Source organism: Maribacter aquimaris (assembly GCF_014596745.1).
In the GTDB taxonomy this organism is placed as follows: Bacteria; Bacteroidota; Bacteroidia; order Flavobacteriales; family Flavobacteriaceae; genus Maribacter_A; species Maribacter_A aquimaris.
The window spans coordinates 1-17,930 of record NZ_JABTCF010000003.1; the positions used below are offsets into that span (position 1 = coordinate 1).

Sequence of the window (17,930 nt, forward strand, 5' to 3'; positions counted from 1 at the left end):
GGAGAAATGGCCAAACCAGCTTATGGACTCCTCCTTAAATTTATTGATAAAAAGATGGAAAATATAAAAGGATGATGTCCCTTAAACAAAAAACCGGACTTCAAAAAAATGAAGTCCGGCTCAAACTAACTAACAAACTCAAACGATATTTTCGGTTTCGGTAATTTGATGAACTTTTTGGTATAGGTTAAATAGGCTGTAATAGCACATAGCACTACTGTTGCCAAGATTTGGTTGCTCCATGCAAAATAACGCCAAATGATACCAAAATCAACTTGTGTTAGAATACACATGATATATATAATCAAAAATGCCTACCCGACACCTACCCTATTGCCCCTACTCTTTAGTAAGCAAATTACCTACCCTAGCCTACCTAACAAACCATATCAACTACCCAATACGGCACTTTTACTACCCAAAAAACACATTCAGCTGTCAATAGACTACCCTAATGACCACCCAAGTCAACAATTCACCTACCCATGACAAGCTTACTTACTACCCCATAATCACCACATTGCCTACCCGAGGTTACCCTATTATCTATAAATGTTAATTGCTTAACCTTTACAAAGTATTTTAATCTATGATTTATAAATTTTTACTCCCCTATTCCTAACAGGTCTAACCATTATAAAGAACACTCTTCAATTTGAACAGGCTATAATTGTACCCATCTTTAAATTGAGTAGTCCAAAGGGATGATTTCGATTAATTTTCTTCTATTTAGTTACGGTTAAAGAATAAATCAGAAATCATTTTTGAATCAGCATTGAATCTTTTTGCACTAATCCCTGATTTATCAATAAAGAGATTTAATCGGGAATTGTGATCTAATACGATAATCGGGAAATTATTTTTATCGGGTACTGTAGGCATAAATGAATAGGCGTGTTTATGTCCACATACCATCAAATCAATATCCACCTTATTTAAAATAGGCATGAATTTTTTCCTAACCTCCAACTCGCCATGCCACTCATTTCCTTCTTTTTCACTAAAAGGCGGAATATGCATGAATACAATCTTTTGTTTCGCATTCTTGAATGCATCTGATACCACCACCTCAGATAACCATTGAGCCTGATTACTACGGTACAAATCAAAATCTGCCATACCACCATACTCAATATCCGAATCCGGTTTATCCTCCCCGGAATCCAACACAATAAAGAAAGTCGTTCCTGATGAAAATGTATAATAGTATTCCTTTTGTGGAAAATGAAAGAAGGTATCCAATTCACTTGCCGCGGCTCCCCTTGTTTCATGATTTCCGCGTACAATATAGACCGGTTTTTCCTTTGCGAATATATCCACACAAGTATCCAGCACACTGTATATCGCCTCTTCGCCCGTAGCGTTGTTTACAAAGTCGCCGTTTAGCAATACAAAATCGGTTTTGTTCCATTCCACATTATTCAGGAGTTTTCCCACTTTAGCCCTGTTTTCGTGCATATCGCTTAAAACCACAAATGATGTTCGCTCTTTTTCCGAATCTAGCGTCGTAAAATACAATGGTCTTTTTTTATATACCTGTGTGGCTGCTATTTTGCCCAAATTGCCCTCTTTGGTTACTGCCTGCGAATAAATGCGATAGGCATATTTTATTCGTGGTTTAAGACCATCTATGGTGACCGACTGCCGTTTACTTATATTTTTTAATCCGCCGGTTGCACTATATACTTTTAAACGTTCTTTTTGGTAAAAATTAGAGCCGTCTTCCTCATAATATTCTACCCATGAAACGCCATCAACGGAAGTGCTCCAATTGATCACCACACTATTGGCCGTTAAATATTGAATAAATGGGCCGTGTGTAATGGCTATATCTTGACCATATGTGAATTTCACAGCGCATACCAACACAATTATTATGTGAAGGAGACTCGATATCTTATTTTGTTTTTTTATCATTCTTTATTTTTAATAACATTTGATTTTAATATTTATGGCCAGACCTGACTATAAAAAAAGTGCCGCCCATCTCATTATATAGGGCGGCACATAAAAAATATTATTGGAAACGTGCATCTACCAAAATGGGGAAATGGTCGGAGATATATTTACCTCCTCTTTGACCATCAATGGTATGGTGTTTCAAAATAGTCACATCCTCACTACTGAATATATAATCTATTCTCTCCCTTTCCTCATCCGGCTCTAATAAATACCCATTGAATGAATAAGAAGGCCCATAAATCTTTTTAGCCCGTAACTTGCTATCCAAGAGCTTGATATTGGCATCCTTTTGGTCAACAAGCTCTGAATAAGCCTCTGATGAAGGCGGTAGATTAAAATCACCACTGATCAAGAATGACTCATTTTTTGCTATTTTCTTAACCATTTTCTTCAAAAGTTTTGCACTTTCCAAACGTGCGGTTACTCCTTTATGATCGAAATGTGCATTAAAAAAGTAAAACTCCTTACCGCTAATGAGATGTTTTAATTTAACCCATGTTATAATACGGGGTAATGCTGCATCCCAGCCTTTTGAATTTGTCACCGACGGTGTTTCTGATAACCAAAATGTACCACTGTCCAATAGGTCGAATGTTGTTTTTTTATAAAAAACGGGGCAAAACTCTCCTTCATTACCCCCATTCCTTCCTATGCCTATATGAGCGTATTCAGGTAATCTTTTGACCATGTCGTTCAATTGACTTTTTATTACCTCTTGCGCTCCAAAAACGTCCACATCAAAAAAATCAATACTACTACATAGCCAATCACGTCTATTTTCCCAGATATTGATACCATCATTCGGGCTTGCATAACGAATATTAAAAGTCATTGCTTTTATATCGGTATGATTCTGTGCAAATGTGTTCAGTGAACCAACTATAAAAAACAAAACTATAAGTCTTGAAATCATCTTTTTTTCCATTTTATTATTCGAATTATTCCCAACCAGGGTTTTGCGTTAAATTTGGATTTAATTGTAATTCTACCCTAGGAATTGGATATAGATAATCTCTATCTTCATTAAAAGATCTGACATTAAAATCTGGTTGAGGATTGATTAAGTTGTTTTCGTCGAAATACATATCAGAACCAACTTTTATATATTGAATACCTTCCATTTGCCCAGAAGGCTCATCCCCTTCAAATAAAACAACATCAATGTTCCCATCTGCATCCATATCATAATCCCCGACTCCAGGAAAATATAATCCCCTTAGTGGTTGGGTCAATGTCTGTCCTGATTTCCAACGAACTACATCATCCCAACGAAGATTTTCCATATAAAGCTCAATTCTACGTTCTCTTCTAATCTCTAGAATTACACCTTTATTCGTTCCTTCTACCATAGGATACTGATCTTCCAAAAATGGATCAGAATCACCATTGGCATCGTTTAAGATCATTGCAGGCATGCCTACTCTTGCCCGCAATAATTGTATGGAGGCGTCCAAATCGGATTGTTCCAGTGTTCCCAATTCCGCTTTTGCCTCCGCATAGTTCAACAAGACCTCACCGAACCTTAATATAGGTAAATCACCTATAGACTCATCATAAGTATCATATACAGGTTCTGTCACATATTTTGTTAATTGATAACCGGTCATGGTCGCCCCTAAATTAGGCACCAACTCCATACTTTCTCCCTTTCTTGTATAACCGGGAGTTCTTATGGTCTGTGATAATCGGGGATCCCTATCCTGAACCTCATCGGTAAAGAACATTTGATCATAACCTGCATTATCGGTAAACCTAGACCCGTCTGTCATTAAATAGCTGTTCACCAAATCTTTGGGCATTCCAGGTCTACCATAGGAAGAAGTGGTGGTGTAGTAATTAACATTATGATCTATCGCTACCGTTTGTGAAAACTGTCTACTTAAGATAACTTCAGCGGTCTGCGCATCGTGGGAATTAAATAAGTTCATGTAGTCCGCTTCAATGTTTCCTGCACTATACACGGCATATGGTGAGTCTTCCATTAATTTCAAGGAGGCATCCACAGCGGCATTAAGGTAGGTCTCATACCCCGTAATACCCCGATACTTCTCATAAGTCCCCTCATAAAGGCCTACCCTAGACTTTAGTGCAAGTGCACTGTATTTAGTGATACGATAAGCCTGAACCTCTTCGTTCAAATTACTTATTGCCTTGTCCAAATCTTCCAAGATCTTATTTGCAATGAACTGTCTACTTTCTCTCGGAGCTTGAAGACTTTCTAGATCATCTGCCTCAATAGTACTTTCATAATAAGGAACTTCACCAAACCTTTTCAATTTTTCGAAATAAAAATAAGCCCTGAAAAAATAGGCCACTCCACTGTAGTGTAATTTAGCAGCTTCATCCTCACATTTTTCATAATTTTCAAGGAAGTAATTAATATCCCTAAGGTATTCCCAATCCCATCCACCTCCAGTGGTCGGTACAGTTCTGGCGCTACGCATTTCTTCGCTCAAGGTAGTGGCTACAATATTATCCGCCCTTTCATCTCCGTCATATATAGCCTCACTGGGAAACATTCTATAGAATCCGTTAGTATATAACAGTAAATCACTTGACTTTAAAAAGAAATTGGTTGGAGATACTTCCGACAATGGTTCTTTGTCTAAAAACTCATCACTACATCCGGTCAAGAAAAGGATGCAGGTTAATATTAAATATTTAAATTTCATAATGTGTGTTTTTAAAATTGTAATGAAATACCTAATGAATAAATCTTTGAAAATGGAACTGTCTGAGCCGTACTTCTATTTGTGGAAGTCGATGGGGAATTCAGGTTTACAGAGTTACCAGCAGCTTCAGGATCTATATAATCAGTTAGCTTGGTAAAGGTCAACAGATTTTCACCACTGAAATACACCCTTAACTTATTGAAAGGTAGACGGTCGGTTATTTTGGCAGGTAGTGTATACCCTAAAGTGATGTTCTTCATTCTTAGGTAAGATATATCCTGTAAATATCTATTGTTAACGGCACCTAGTGCATCGCTATCGGAAAGAGAAATATAGCCGAACATCCTAGGGAAGTATGCATCGGTATTTTCAGGGGTCCAAATATCATTGGCCAAATCCTTTCGGATAAACGAATCATATGGTCTGTTGTACATGGCCCAAAACAACCTTGAATCACGATCCGGATACCAATCTTGTTTTCCAACTCCTTGAAAAAAGGCGGACAGATCAAAGCCTTTATATGCTGCGAACAACTTAAAACTATAGAGATATTGTGGCGCGGTATTACCAATAACTCTACGGTCACCCGAATTATCCAATGTATTTTCGCCTTCATCTATTAACCCGTCATTATTTAAGTCACTATACTTAACATCCCCAGGTTGAAGTCCACCTGCGGCAACAATTCTATTGGAGACCCTTGTTTGATCCGCATGTCCGGCAACTTCCTCAGTTGTTTGAAAAAGACCATCAATATGATATCCCCATAACTCACCTATGGTCATACCTTCGTAATAATCCAATAAGCTATTTGTAGGATTATCAAACCTTGTAATCTTGGTCTTTGAGTTGGATAAGGAACCTACAATTGAATAAGTAAACCTGTCATTACCAATTTCAAAAGAATCATTATACCCTACAGACCATTCGAAACCTTTCGTGCGTAAATCCGCTGCATTTTCCTGTGGGGATGCTGCACCCAAAACACTTGGCAAAGTAGCTCCTTGAGTAAGCATGCCTTCCGTATCCCTTTGAAACCAATCAAAATTTGTCGTCAACCTATTTTTGAAAAACGAAAAATCCGCCCCTAGGTTTAAGGTTTTCACTTCCTCCCAAGTTATAGCCCTTGGGTTCAAGCTTGGCGACTCAATATAATCCAAGGTACTGCCATCAATAGCGTAACCGGTATCTATATCCTTGTTCAGGGTTGGGATATACGCATAATCATCAATGTTCTGATTACCTAAAGAACCATAAGATGCTCTCAGTTTAAACTGATTTATAATGTTGTTTTCTGTTAAGAATTCTTCGTTGGAAACAATCCATCCGGCAGAAACTGATGGAAAAAATCCCCATCGATAATCAGATGGGAACCTTGAAGAACCATCATATCTCCCGTTAAACTCCAAAAGATATTTCTTCTTATAATCATAAGAAAGTCTATAGAAAAGACCTTGCAATCCCCAAGCTGAAGCACTTCCATTTGCCTCTGCATTAGAAGTGGCTAAGCCCAACGAATTTAGGTCATCCGATATACTGTTCAATTTACTAGCCTCTATATTCTTAACATTATATGACTCTTGATTGAAACCTACCATACCACTTATAAAATGATCTGAAAGCTGTTTCCTATACTCCCCATAAATGTTAAAAGCATTGTAACTCGATTGAGTATTAAACTCTGTCAATCTATCACTTCCCATAATACCGACTTCATCGGTAAATATCGAATAGGGTATTCTAGTAGATCTTTGATATCTATTGTACGTCTTTTTTCGCAGGGCATAACTAGTTGTTATTTCCATACCCTCAAAAGGTGTAATAATCGCCGTTGCGATATTCGAAAACTCTTGATTATCCGTTTCTTGTTTTGATTTACCATGTAGAAGAGCGGCATAAATTCCATCACCTACGGTATAATTATTCAATTCGGTTCTCCAAAGTGCATTACCATCTGGATTAACTGGAACATAAGCCGGTAAGGCATGTACCCATATTAGGCTACTCCAAGGATTCGTATAATTACCGTATTGACTACCTCCATGCTGAATATCATTTGAGCGATTGTACTGCATGTTGTTGCTAAAGGTCAACCAGTCTTTCGCATCAACCTCTAGTTTCCCCCTAAGATTATATTGCTTATATATATCATCTTGCACTTTTAATATCCCTGTAGATTGAAAGTTTCTGTATGAGAAAAATGTTCTCACTTTTTCAGAACCACCAGAAAGGGAAACGTTTGTTATATTGGATGGTGAGTTTTTTCTAAAAAAAGTATTCCACCAATCCGTAGCCCCATAATGAACGTATTGCTCTCTTCCATTTCGTATATCGGTTATGACCCTAGCCTTTGATGGGTCTTGTGAAACTTCAAGAAGATTGGCATAATCTTGTTCGGTATACCCAGTATACGATCTTCCTACCGCAGTTCTAAACGCCTCGTCTACTAACATTGTAGACTTATATGGGTCTGTTAAGAAATCCGTGTTCATCGTGGGTGAACTAAAGGCTGTTGTATGATTCACATTGATTGTAAAGTCTCCTTTCTTTGCTTTTTTAGTGGTTACCAATACCACGCCAAACGCACCCCTGGCACCATAAACTGCAGATGCCCCAGCATCCTTAAGAACACTTATCGATTCAATATCATCAGGATTCAGGTTGTTGATATCTCCTTCAACTCCATCTACCATCACCAATGGAGAACCACCGTTTATAGTTGTAAACCCTCGAATATTAATTCTTGGTGCGTCTCCTGGTTTTCCACTAGTCTGAACAATATTAAGCCCAGGACTTGCTCCTTGCAATGCTATTGCTGCATTCGACAATGGTCGATTTTCAATAGTAGAAATATCAACTTTCGTAACGGCATCGATTAGCTTTTCCTTACTCTTCTTTCCATAACCGATAACAACTACCTCATCCAAAGTATTGGAACCCGATTTTAATTCAATGACGATATTTGAACCCGCTGCTTCCGTTACCTCCTGCATTTCAAAACCTATGTAGGTAATCTGGATTGTGGCTACGGCACTTGAAATATCTAGAGAAAAATTTCCATCAAAATCAGTAGTTGTACCATTATTGGTCCCTTTTTCAATAACAGTAGCTCCTGGCAAAGGATTACCATCACTGTCAACTACCAACCCTTTAATTACCCCTTCTTGTTCTGCACTGCCAATTATAGAACTTTGTGCGACCAAGACTTGATTTTTATTGATCCTATATATAAAATTGGCCTTTTTTGATAAATCCTCCAATATCCTTTCTAAAGGACTATTTTCTTGGGCAATTGAATATTTATTTTCATTATTTAGTACAAATTGACCATAATTGAATTCATATTCCGTTTTTTGTTCTAATTCGGAAAAAATCTCAACAAGCTTAGCACCTTTAAGTTTAATACTTATATTTGGACTGTTTGAACTACCGGAGGCATAGGCCCCTATAAAAAATAGGAATGCCAATATTGGCAGTTTAGGTTTAAAGAAATTAAAATCTGTTTTCATATTAAGTGTTGTTTATTTGACATTCGACGCTTGTAATGGAGGGGTCTGTAACAGCAGGCCCTTCTCCGTTTTTATTGGTTTTTAAAATTGGCTTCTATTTCATTGGTTTGGGTTTTGGTTAATGTTAATTCACTGATATAATTGATAGTATTCAATACATCCTCCAAAGATTCCTCTTTAGAAATGGTCAATGTCATTTGAACATTTTTTGACTTTTCCTCCTTAAAATTGATGTTTACACTAAATTTAGATTCTAAATATTTGGCCAAATCAACCATTCTAACTCCATTAAACTCAACCTTATTCTTATACCATGATGTGTACAGATTGTGATTTATTTCGGTAGTTTTAAAAGATTTTGACGTTGAGCTGTATTTAACCCTCTGGTTAGGTTTTAATTTTACTGCATTGGTGCCATTGGAAACTTGAACTAGACCTGTAGCTACCGTAACATCAATAACAGAATCAGTTTCCTTTATATTAAAACTAGTTCCCAAAACCTTTGTACTTATTGATCCTGTCTTAATGATGAAAGGCTTTTGTTCGTCCCTCGCTATTTCAAAAAAGGCTTCACCATCTAACTCTGCAAGTCGTACCCCCTTATGATTATTGTCAAAACGTAATGAGCTGTATGCGTTGAGCGTAATTTGGCTTCCGTCTTCAAGTTTGGTGATTTTAAAGGTTTCGGAATTATTGGTAATCACTATGGCATTCGAGAAACCGGTATTATAAAAAAAGGTTCCTAAACCTATTAGGATTGCAATCGAAGCCGCTATCCTTATCCATCCCCCTCTAGAAGCTTTCTTGCTTATATGATCTTCAATATTACCAAAGACATCTTCTTTGATTCTTTTCTTATTGTCATCGGTTTTAAAAACACTTTCTGTTGAATGGGAAATTGCGAAGTCTTGAAAATCATTTAAGATTTTTTCCTCTTCCGGCGAAGTTTTTCCTTGCAGATATTTATCTATAAGTTCTTTGAATTTTTTTTCGGTCATGACTTATGTTCTACTATTATATACCAGAACATTATCGTCACACGTAAAAAAAATCAATAAATTTTGAAAAAAAATAAAAACATGGGTTTAACACCTATATAGAAAGTTCTCGTTTTATCCGAACTATTGCATTGGAAATATGGGTTTCTACAGTCCTTTGGGAAATATTCAACATCTTCGAAATCTCAGCGTTTTCCAACCCTTCCTGTCTACTCAAAAGAAATACCTGATTGCATTTTTTGGGTAGCTTTTCTACTGCTTTATGTATCTTAGACTCTGTTTCGTTAGCATATATTTTTTCCAATGCTCCTTCCGCTTCAGGTATTTTTAATTGCTCTAAAAACTTCATCGAAACTACATTCATCTTCGAATCCCTCAAGGTTCTAAAAACCTTGAACCTTGTTGCTGTAATTATATAGGCTTCAATATTCTGATTAATAATCTTATTTCTTCTTTCCCATAAATCTATCCATATCTCTTGAACAATATCCTTTGAAATCGCTTCGTCACGTAGTATGCCAAAAGCCAAGACATACATACGTTCCCAAAGCCTACTATATAGGATTCGGAGGGCTAATTCATCAGAATTCTTTATCCTCTCCATCAGATCAAAAGAAGAAATTAGGTTAATATTGCTTTCTTTCATAGCCACAAATAAATTAAATATTCAAGTAGGAAGCATTAATTAAAAGTAAAGATTAAATTATAATATTATTATAAAAAGATTAAATCTATACAATAAATAATGTAATTCAATAAAGATTTTAGCAAATAATTGACAATATACTAAAAAAAACATGTATCAATAAGAGTAGGTTAATGAGGTGATTGATAATAGGCGGAATAAATCTAAATATAGTTTTTTTCGAATATTAACAATGAGTTATCCAATTTATAACTAATGATAGGTTTTTACGACTACTAAATAAAAAACCAAATTTAAAGCCTTGATCTATCAACTATACCTGTCCTTTTCCAGAAAAGTTAACTGCAGCTTTTATTTATTAATTTTCGAAATTAATCAGCGTATACTCTACCTAATACGATTTTGTATAAAAAGCTTGAAAATAGCCTAAAACAGGGGGTCTTTGAAAATTCATAACCCGAAGGGCGGGGGATCGTGCCCCCCTCTCGCTACAAAGATCAATACCAGCAAAATCAACGGTTTGTGTACGCACAAGCCGTTTTTTTATGTCTTTTATTTTCTTATTTTAACCTACCCTAGTACGACAAACTCCATGAAGGCCGAGGACACGCTTTAAAACCAAACGAGAACACTAGTTGTTCATGACCCTCATTAAAAGGTCTCTCATTACCTATTTGGAACTGGGTTTGGTTCCAAGTGCCCATAATGCCGAACTATTATCGAAATTAAGCGCATCTACGAGCATATCTAAAAAACGTACTGAAGTTCACGAATACTTTAGTTTACAGGATGTAAAAGTGCATGGCATGAATGATAATATGGTCTTAGCGACCCTGAGATATGATGCTAAGGTAAAGGCAACCGGAAAGAGCTATAGCACACAAGCCGCACATCTATGGACGCTTAATGATGAAGGAAATTACCGCATTTCAGCAGTTTGTCGACACTAAGAAGTTGGCGATTCCGAAAAGTGATTGATTGGAAATAAGGGAAGCAAACACCTTGTGAGATCATGTTCCTTAAGGACGAAACTTATATAAAAACGAAAAAATCTGGATCCGATTAAATTCAGGTATAAAATAATAAATTGAATCCATGAAAAAACCAACCCATCAACCGACTTTGATTTTGATGCTTTTTGCATTGATTTTTACAATTCAAGGTTGTGACCCAAAGGAAAAAGAAGCAACCAAAGAAGTGGAAAAGGAAGTTGTTGTTGAATCTGAAAAACCTGAATACTTTTTACTTCGGCCAGAAGTGGAGAAGGCATACGGATACTCACACGCAGTCAAAATCGGAAATGATATTAAAATATCCGGTGCCGTGAGTATGGACGATGAAGGGAATCCAACTGCAATAGGGGATTTTGGACAACAAATGAAAAATTGTTATGCGGATTTGGATAAAATACTGAAACACTATGGTTGCACATTTGATGACGTCGTTGTGGAAAATGTTTTCACGACCGATATGGCATTGTTCATCGAAAACGCTGCCTACAGAAATGAAATATACACCAAACAATTTCCGACAGGTTCTTGGCTCGGCGTAACAGAATTGGCCGTACCGAAATTTATGATTGAAATTGAATTCGAAGTACATAAATCTGAATAAAAGCGCGAACGTACAACACCGTGAACATAAACAGCTTGGTTCTATCCTACTTGCCATTGCTTGATCCTTGTGCTGTTGAAAAATACAATGGAGAGGATTCTAATGAAAAGATTGATTAAGACAATAACCGTAGTTGTATTTAGCTTGAGTCTTATTAATTGCAACAGTAAAAAGCAAACATTTGAAAAAGGACAAACTCGAAAGCCTACCCTTTGGCAAGTATATAATTTACTTAACGTTAAACACTTTGGTTACCCAATAGCCGAAATTAAATTTTCCATTTCCCATGGGTACAAAAAAAAGCCTCTTGAAGAGGCTTGATTCAATGGTATATAATGAAAACCAGTATGCTGTGGTAAGTTTGTTACGCTTATCACACATTTACTATTTCCATTTCTTTATGTCGTTCCAAGTGATTAATTCGATATTGTTTTCTTGGAGTTTTGACCTGTTTTCCTCATTGGTGAAAAAGTCGAGGTCGATTTGCCGCCATTCGGAACCGAAATTTGGATGGTTGACGGTTACGCCCTTCATTTCACGGTCATCAAATGCGGGATGGATTAGGATAAGGTTGATCCCACTTGATAAGTTTTCCAAAATGTCGTTATAAAAGTCCCCCAATTTACCCGTCTCAAAATACTTGAATTCCCCAACATAGGTTCGGTCAATCAGGAAGTCGCCCTCTTCGATATGCTGTTCAGGATTTATTCCCACCATCTGCATCAATTGTTCATTGATCAAAACCGGAAGATTCAATTCCCTCCCCAAATCCTTATAGATCTTAAAAAATGCCGGATCGGCCCCGACACTGTACATGTGAGAATCAATATGGGTAGGTCGTAATCCGAATTCCAGGGCTTTCCCTATCTGTGCATGCAGCTCTTTTCGAACATCCTCTGGCGTCGCGTTTTTACCAAGATCTTTCCTGTTTTTATAGAAATGTCCATTACCATCCACTAAACTTGGTACTTCGGAAATGGGCAGGACAGGACCGAATTTGTAATTTTCCCATTCACAGGTCAGTGTTAGGTGTATTCCGTAGTCAAATTGGGGGTTGTCCTTGGCGAACAATACCATTTCATAAAACCACGGACAGGGTACCATAAGGCTGTATGAATTTACAAATCCATTCTCCAAGGCTTGTATCGTTGCCATATTCTCGGAATGCGAAAGTCCGGCGTCATCTGCATGGATGATCAGTAATTTGGTTGTTTCGGAGAATCCCAATGTTTGTGCCGAATTCATTTTCAATCAGGTTTTTAAAGTTTTTGGTTGATTTTTTGAATAGTGTATTGTCCTTTCTAATTGATTACCTCTGCAAATAAGCCATATTCCGGTTATCTAATTACCGTCTATTAAAGAAGAACTTTCTTGGTCCAAAAAAAGTGTTGCATCCATATGTTCACGTAAACATGTGGCAGGATACTTCTCCCCTATGGGTGAAAGCAGCGTATGGTAAATCGCCTTTGCCTTGGTTTTCCCTGGTACGATACAAAATATATGGGGTGCTTTCATAAGACAGGGAATGGTTAGGGTAAGTGCAAATTTTGGTACATCGTTGATGGATGTGAAACAACCATCATTGACCTGTTGGTTCCGACAATCATTATCCAAGTCTACAACCTTAACTGTTTCCGAATCCTTAAAATCGGCAACATGGGGATCATTAAAAGCTATATGGGCATTTTCCCCTATACCCATACATACGATATCCGGGGGATTTTTGTGCAATAAATAGGAATAAATGTCACACTCCATTTTAGGGGATGCATTTTTACCGTTGATCAGATGTACCTTTTTAAAGGGAACTCTGTCAAATATATGTTGTGATAAAAAACTACTGAAACTGCTGGCGTCTTTTTTATCCAACCCTACATATTCATCCATATGAAAGGCATTTATTCGCTCCCATGGAATTTCATCATGTAAAAGCAAGGAGTCTAGAAATTCGAGCTGTGAAGGTGCCGCTGCAAAAATCATGTTTATGGTTTCCTTATTATCGAGAAGTTTTATTATACGTAGGGCCACCAACTGTGCCATCATTCTTCCAGCGTCTCGTTTATCCTGATGGAATTGCACTTTTAGTTTTCCGTATACTGTCTCCTTAATCATACTTACAATGGTTGTTTTAATAAACATGCAACCCTATGTTTTGCCCCAAATGAACACACACCAATAAGTATGTATTTAATCTGAAGAATTTCTTGAGGCTCTACCGCATAGTTTATCCGATAGTTTGAAAACCATAGGTTTCCATCTAACTAAGTTTAACTTTCCTTTATTGATCTCGTTAATGGCTACGTCTCGCGAAATACGTTCTTCCGTTTTAGGGAATGGAACATATTTCGCGATTCATAGCACTGTTATTTTTATGGTCTTGAAATACCGTTTATTCTAGATTAGAATCGATATTTAACACCCATTCTTGCCCACCAAGAATAAAACTCTTTTTGGTAGACCCTGGATTTATCACCATAATAATCGAATTGGGCGGCATTGGTAAGATTTAAGGCTTCCGTGTAGATTGTCCAGTGTTTCGATAGTTGATAAGCTGCATTTGCATCAAATTGCAATCTGTTATCACGTGTAATATCCTCATCCTCATTTGCTCCCAAGCTCAAGACATAAGTGCCATTGTAATTGGCACTTCCCTTAATTGAGAACTTTTTATACGCAAAGGACAACGTTCCGTTAGCGGAATGGGGTGCCTGTCCCGGTAAGTTTAAATCTTTTCTGTCTTGGGTGTCTGCACTAGAGTAGGTATAGGTGTAATTACCATAAAATGAAAGCCCTTTAAGTGCGCCAGGGAGAAAAGTCAGATTCTTTTGAAAATTCAATTCCATTCCATATACCTTTGCTGTTTCTCCGTTTAGGGTTTGATATAGTAACCAATCTTCATAATTCGAGGCACCATCAAATTCATCACCGATTACAGAAGTTTGACTGGTATATTGGAACTTGTCTATATTTTTATAGAATAACCCTCCAGAAATAATTCCTAAGTCATCAAAGTATTTTTCATACATTAAATCCAAGTTGGTAGAAAAAGCGGGTTCTAAATCAGGATTTCCCATGGTTATTTGCTCACTATCTATGCCTATAGATCTAGAGGGTACCAAATCGGAAAAATTAGGACGGGAATATCCAAAAGAAAGTGCTGCCCTAATCAATGAGGATTTATTCAGATTGTATTTAAACTGAAGATTTGGGAGTATTTTGGTATAGTCATTTTCAATGGTAATGGGTGTAGTAGATACCCAAGACTCACCGTTTTGTTCCACAATATTTGCGGTATAATCGACATCTGTACGCTCTATCCTTGCCCCTAAAAGTATCATAAGTTTGTCTAACTGAAGCTGGGTCATTACATATCCTGCAAATACATTTTCATTTGCTTCATAGAAAAAAGTATCCGCTGAAATTCTACTTGCGTCTTCATTTGTAGTAAAACTATTTGGATTTGCATAATAATAATCAATAGCAGAAGTAGATACATTAGGACCGAAATTCAGATGGTTATCCATAAAATTGGCATCTAATTCGTTAGAACCTACAAAATCGGTTAACAAAACTGATGTATCTCCTGAAAACTCACTGTAAATAGAAGAACTAGGTCTGTATCTTTCGTTGAACAAGCTTTTACTTTTAAGTCCAGTTTTTATTTTCCCTGTTCCAGAACCCAAACGGTATGGAATTGAAAGATTCACTCTAAAAACAGTGTTATTACCATGGGTTACGACATCGTTAGACTCGAAATTATTTAATGAATAGATTGAAGAATCATTATAATCACCTTCTGTCTGTAGGTAACTCGTGTTAATGTCCCTATTCGTCATTGGAAATCTGCCAGAATTAAAACTAACGGCATCACTATTGTAATCTCTTTGGGAATCCGTGTAGAAAACAGCGGCATCCAAGGTAGAAGTTCCTATTTTAGTTTCTCCTTGTAAGCTGTAATTTGCGTTTTTTACATCTTGGGTTCTTGTCAGCACCTGATTATATGCCCTGGCCCTATCGTCATAATAAGAACCGTCTTCCTGAATTTCTGGACCATCCATACGAAAACGTCTTCGATAACGCGTATCATCGTCATCCCTATTGTTGAACATAGCATTGGCGATAACAAATGTAGATGGACTGAATTTATAATCCACGGTAGCGGAAAGTCCTGTACGGGTACGTACGGATTCCAAATAACGGTATCGGAAATCGGTCGGATAAATTATTTCACCCAAATCACCACCGACATCCTTGGTTTTCCAACTTTTGGCTTCAATACGGTCTCTACCGTTCTTTGTCCTAAAATAGCTTCCACTTGCTATGATACCTAATCGTCCCATGGGTACTTTTTCATCTGCTAAAAAACGCTGGCCATAACTAAAGTTGCCAATGGCATTGGGTTTTTCTCTCAAATCGTTGTATCCGACCCCTAAATTGGCGGATCCTTTTGCTTTTAGACTTGAGGCAGTAGGGGTCCTCATATTTACAACCCCAGCGATGGCATCCCCATCCAAATCAGGGGTAAGTGTTTTTATAACTTCCATAGAGGAAAGAACATCGATTGGAATTACATCCAATTGCGCATTCCTATTTCCTTCTTCCTGGGTACCCATGATCTGTTCCCCATTTATATTGATATTCGTAAAGCTAGCTGGTGTACCCCTCAATTGCACATCCGCACCTTCTCCACGTTCCCTACCTATGGTAACCCCAGGTAAACGTTGTAAGGCCTCCGCAACGTTAAGGTCAGGAAAACGGCCCATAAGATCTAAGGATACCACCTGTTTGATGTTATCAGCATTACGTTGTTGGTTCAATGCTTTATATTGACCTTCACGAACCCCACTCACAACTACCTCTCCTAGCTCTGTAGAACTTTGGGTCATTGTATAATTCCTTAGCAGTTTATCGCCTGCTTGTACTGTCACATCATCTTCAATTGTCGTAAAACCTAAATAACTTACGACCAAAGTGTAATTACCTGCTGGTAAATTATCAATAACATAATCCCCGGAAAGGCTTGTTGCGGCCCCCATGGTAGACCCCTTAATAAACACTTGGGCACCTGGGAGTGTACCAAATTCATCACTAATTTGGCCGTGAATGCTGGCAGGTGTGCCTTGTGCCGATGTTGTAAGGACTGCTATACAACTAAGAGCAAAAAAAAGCAACCATCTACTTCTTAAGAACCTAAATCTGAAACTTTCTTGTTTATTCATAATCATAGTTTTGAGTTTATAAAATTTTGTTTGGGTATTCTAATATTTGTAATCCAGGTAATCGGCAAAGAATCGTAAACCAAATGAAGTACCTATATCACGATTCACCATCCAGTTTTTTCCCTTTTTACTCCGAGTTCTTGTATTCACTATGGCACCCCTAAGGTTTGGGTCTGGGTGGTTTATGGAAAATCTATTTTTCAAAAGCCAGTTTAACGATAGTTCTATATGGCCTTCAAATTCGGTATATCCGTATTTGGCCAATTCCATCCATACAATACCGGAAAATGCCACGGAAGAACCACAAATCGAACCTTTGTCGGGTTCTTTGCCATCTATGAAATTTTTGTAATAGATCGTTCCATTTTTGGTTTGAACTTTTGCATAGGCCCTAGCCGTTTTGGCTGCTCCCTCTAGATATTTTCTGTCACCGGTAAGTTCAAAGGCCTTTATCAACGATTCCGCATACCACAGGTTAAATCTGGGATGAAAAGAACCTGCATCCATGAAATTGGGCATAAAATGCATCCAAAGTCCCTCTGGACCTTGCTTTTCCAATAAGCTATTGCATAAATTGATATAGGCTTTCTTAAATTTTTCATCATGTGAATAGTGGTAAGCATCCAGAAAAAGCCATCCTTCGGTATTCGGTCTTGAAACGTCGAAAAGGTCTTGTTTTTCCTTATCCTTAGCTTCCCAGAATGGACTACTTTCTTTTTGAACCTCTCCCTTATTATTAACCACATCATAGCAAACCCCTTCTTTTTCGTTGTACATGTTAGCAAGCATCCAAGATGCCGCAGAGGTAGCCACTTCTGCATAATGTGGGTTATCGGTAACCCTTGAAAGTTCATAAATACCTGGGGTTCCATCGGAAATGGTGGCGAAAATAATCGATGAATCCCCAATAAAATCCCCATGAAGACCCTTTACCATTCCTTGAAGTTTCCCTTTGTCCTTGATTTCCAAACTCGTCCAATAATTCCCGGCCGTAATTGCTCGATCGAGGTAATGCTGGTTTCCAGTAGCATGGTAGGCATGTAGGAGTGCATAAATCGCTTGTCCGGTATGCCAAGGAACCTCATAGGGATACCACTTCCCCTCGGTCAAATTATAATCACATTGCGATTTCCCCTCTTCATCCAAAATAGTAGTGGAAATATAAGTTGCAGATTCTTCGATTGCCTGTAAAATGCTATTCTTGACCTCTATATCTTCCTGGGCATAAGTTTCTTGGGAAATACCCACACATAAACAGAGCAGGAATAAGGGATACATGATTTTGTAGGTAGTAGTATTGCTTTTCATAG

General features: G+C 37.5%; 12 protein-coding genes. 2 read left to right on the forward strand and 10 right to left on the reverse strand.

Annotation, left to right across the window (positions count from 1 at the left end):
* Positions 1-729 precede the first annotated feature (729 nt).
* The 6 genes from HPE56_RS06165 to HPE56_RS06190 form a co-directional block, all read right to left on the reverse strand.
* Positions 730-1,917, reverse strand: a complete 1,188-nt coding sequence (locus HPE56_RS06165; RefSeq protein ID WP_188242905.1) for a metallophosphoesterase — start codon at positions 1,915-1,917, stop codon at positions 730-732.
* A gap of 100 nt (positions 1,918-2,017) precedes the next feature.
* Positions 2,018-2,875 (reverse strand): endonuclease/exonuclease/phosphatase family protein, encoded by an 858-nt coding sequence (locus tag HPE56_RS06170; protein WP_188242906.1) that lies wholly within the window; start codon positions 2,873-2,875, stop codon positions 2,018-2,020.
* 25 nt (positions 2,876-2,900) lie between these two features.
* A complete protein-coding gene (locus HPE56_RS06175; RefSeq protein WP_188242907.1) occupies positions 2,901-4,634 on the reverse strand; it encodes a RagB/SusD family nutrient uptake outer membrane protein in 1,734 nt (577 codons plus the stop codon).
* A gap of 11 nt (positions 4,635-4,645) precedes the next feature.
* Positions 4,646-8,143, reverse strand: coding sequence for a SusC/RagA family TonB-linked outer membrane protein (locus tag HPE56_RS06180; protein WP_188242908.1), 3,498 nt, complete (start codon positions 8,141-8,143; stop codon positions 4,646-4,648).
* Between the two features lie 71 nt (positions 8,144-8,214).
* Positions 8,215-9,141 (reverse strand): FecR family protein, encoded by a 927-nt coding sequence (locus HPE56_RS06185; RefSeq protein WP_188242909.1) that lies wholly within the window; start codon positions 9,139-9,141, stop codon positions 8,215-8,217.
* A gap of 94 nt (positions 9,142-9,235) precedes the next feature.
* Positions 9,236-9,787 carry an RNA polymerase sigma factor gene (locus HPE56_RS06190; RefSeq protein WP_188242910.1) on the reverse strand — a complete coding sequence of 184 codons (552 nt, stop codon included), beginning with the start codon at positions 9,785-9,787 and terminating at the stop codon, positions 9,236-9,238.
* Positions 9,788-10,428: 641 nt separating this feature from the next.
* Here HPE56_RS06190 and HPE56_RS06195 point away from each other — a divergent pair.
* Positions 10,429-10,737, forward strand: coding sequence for a nuclear transport factor 2-like protein (locus tag HPE56_RS06195; RefSeq protein ID WP_188242911.1), 309 nt, complete (start codon positions 10,429-10,431; stop codon positions 10,735-10,737).
* Positions 10,738-10,918: 181 nt separating this feature from the next.
* Positions 10,919-11,401, forward strand: a complete 483-nt coding sequence (locus HPE56_RS06200) for a RidA family protein (RefSeq protein WP_394355035.1) — start codon at positions 10,919-10,921, stop codon at positions 11,399-11,401.
* A gap of 384 nt (positions 11,402-11,785) precedes the next feature.
* Here HPE56_RS06200 and HPE56_RS06205 read toward each other — a convergent pair whose 3' ends face one another.
* The 4 genes from HPE56_RS06205 to HPE56_RS06220 all read right to left on the reverse strand — a co-directional run bounded on the left by HPE56_RS06205 (position 11,786) and on the right by HPE56_RS06220 (position 17,928).
* Entirely contained in the window at positions 11,786-12,646 is an 861-nt protein-coding gene (locus tag HPE56_RS06205; protein ID WP_188242913.1) for a polysaccharide deacetylase family protein, read from the reverse strand.
* Between the two features lie 96 nt (positions 12,647-12,742).
* Positions 12,743-13,540, reverse strand: a complete 798-nt coding sequence (locus tag HPE56_RS06210; RefSeq protein WP_223170213.1) for a glucosamine-6-phosphate deaminase — start codon at positions 13,538-13,540, stop codon at positions 12,743-12,745.
* Positions 13,541-13,800: 260 nt separating this feature from the next.
* Complete coding sequence (locus HPE56_RS06215; protein WP_188242915.1) at positions 13,801-16,620, reverse strand: TonB-dependent receptor; 2,820 nt, start codon at positions 16,618-16,620, stop codon at positions 13,801-13,803.
* A 39-nt stretch (positions 16,621-16,659) separates the two neighbouring features.
* Complete coding sequence (locus HPE56_RS06220; protein WP_188242916.1) at positions 16,660-17,928, reverse strand: glycoside hydrolase family 88 protein; 1,269 nt, start codon at positions 17,926-17,928, stop codon at positions 16,660-16,662.
* Positions 17,929-17,930: the final 2 nt, after the last annotated feature.

Excerpts from the sequence above, each read along its gene's own strand:
- HPE56_RS06165 (WP_188242905.1), bottom strand. The coding sequence starts at position 1,917 with ATGATAAAAAAACAAAATAAGATATCGAGTCTCCTTCACATAATAATT.
- HPE56_RS06170 (WP_188242906.1), bottom strand. The coding sequence starts at position 2,875 with ATGATTTCAAGACTTATAGTTTTGTTTTTTATAGTTGGTTCACTGAAC.
- HPE56_RS06175 (WP_188242907.1), bottom strand. The coding sequence starts at position 4,634 with ATGAAATTTAAATATTTAATATTAACCTGCATCCTTTTCTTGACCGGA.
- HPE56_RS06180 (WP_188242908.1), bottom strand. The coding sequence starts at position 8,143 with ATGAAAACAGATTTTAATTTCTTTAAACCTAAACTGCCAATATTGGCA.
- HPE56_RS06185 (WP_188242909.1), bottom strand. The coding sequence starts at position 9,141 with ATGACCGAAAAAAAATTCAAAGAACTTATAGATAAATATCTGCAAGGA.
- HPE56_RS06190 (WP_188242910.1), bottom strand. The coding sequence starts at position 9,787 with ATGAAAGAAAGCAATATTAACCTAATTTCTTCTTTTGATCTGATGGAG.
- HPE56_RS06195 (WP_188242911.1), top strand. The coding sequence starts at position 10,429 with ATGACCCTCATTAAAAGGTCTCTCATTACCTATTTGGAACTGGGTTTG.
- HPE56_RS06200 (WP_394355035.1), top strand. The coding sequence starts at position 10,919 with ATGCTTTTTGCATTGATTTTTACAATTCAAGGTTGTGACCCAAAGGAA.
- HPE56_RS06205 (WP_188242913.1), bottom strand. The coding sequence starts at position 12,646 with ATGAATTCGGCACAAACATTGGGATTCTCCGAAACAACCAAATTACTG.
- HPE56_RS06210 (WP_223170213.1), bottom strand. The coding sequence starts at position 13,540 with ATGTTTATTAAAACAACCATTGTAAGTATGATTAAGGAGACAGTATAC.
- HPE56_RS06215 (WP_188242915.1), bottom strand. The coding sequence starts at position 16,620 with ATGAATAAACAAGAAAGTTTCAGATTTAGGTTCTTAAGAAGTAGATGG.
- HPE56_RS06220 (WP_188242916.1), bottom strand. The coding sequence starts at position 17,928 with ATGAAAAGCAATACTACTACCTACAAAATCATGTATCCCTTATTCCTG.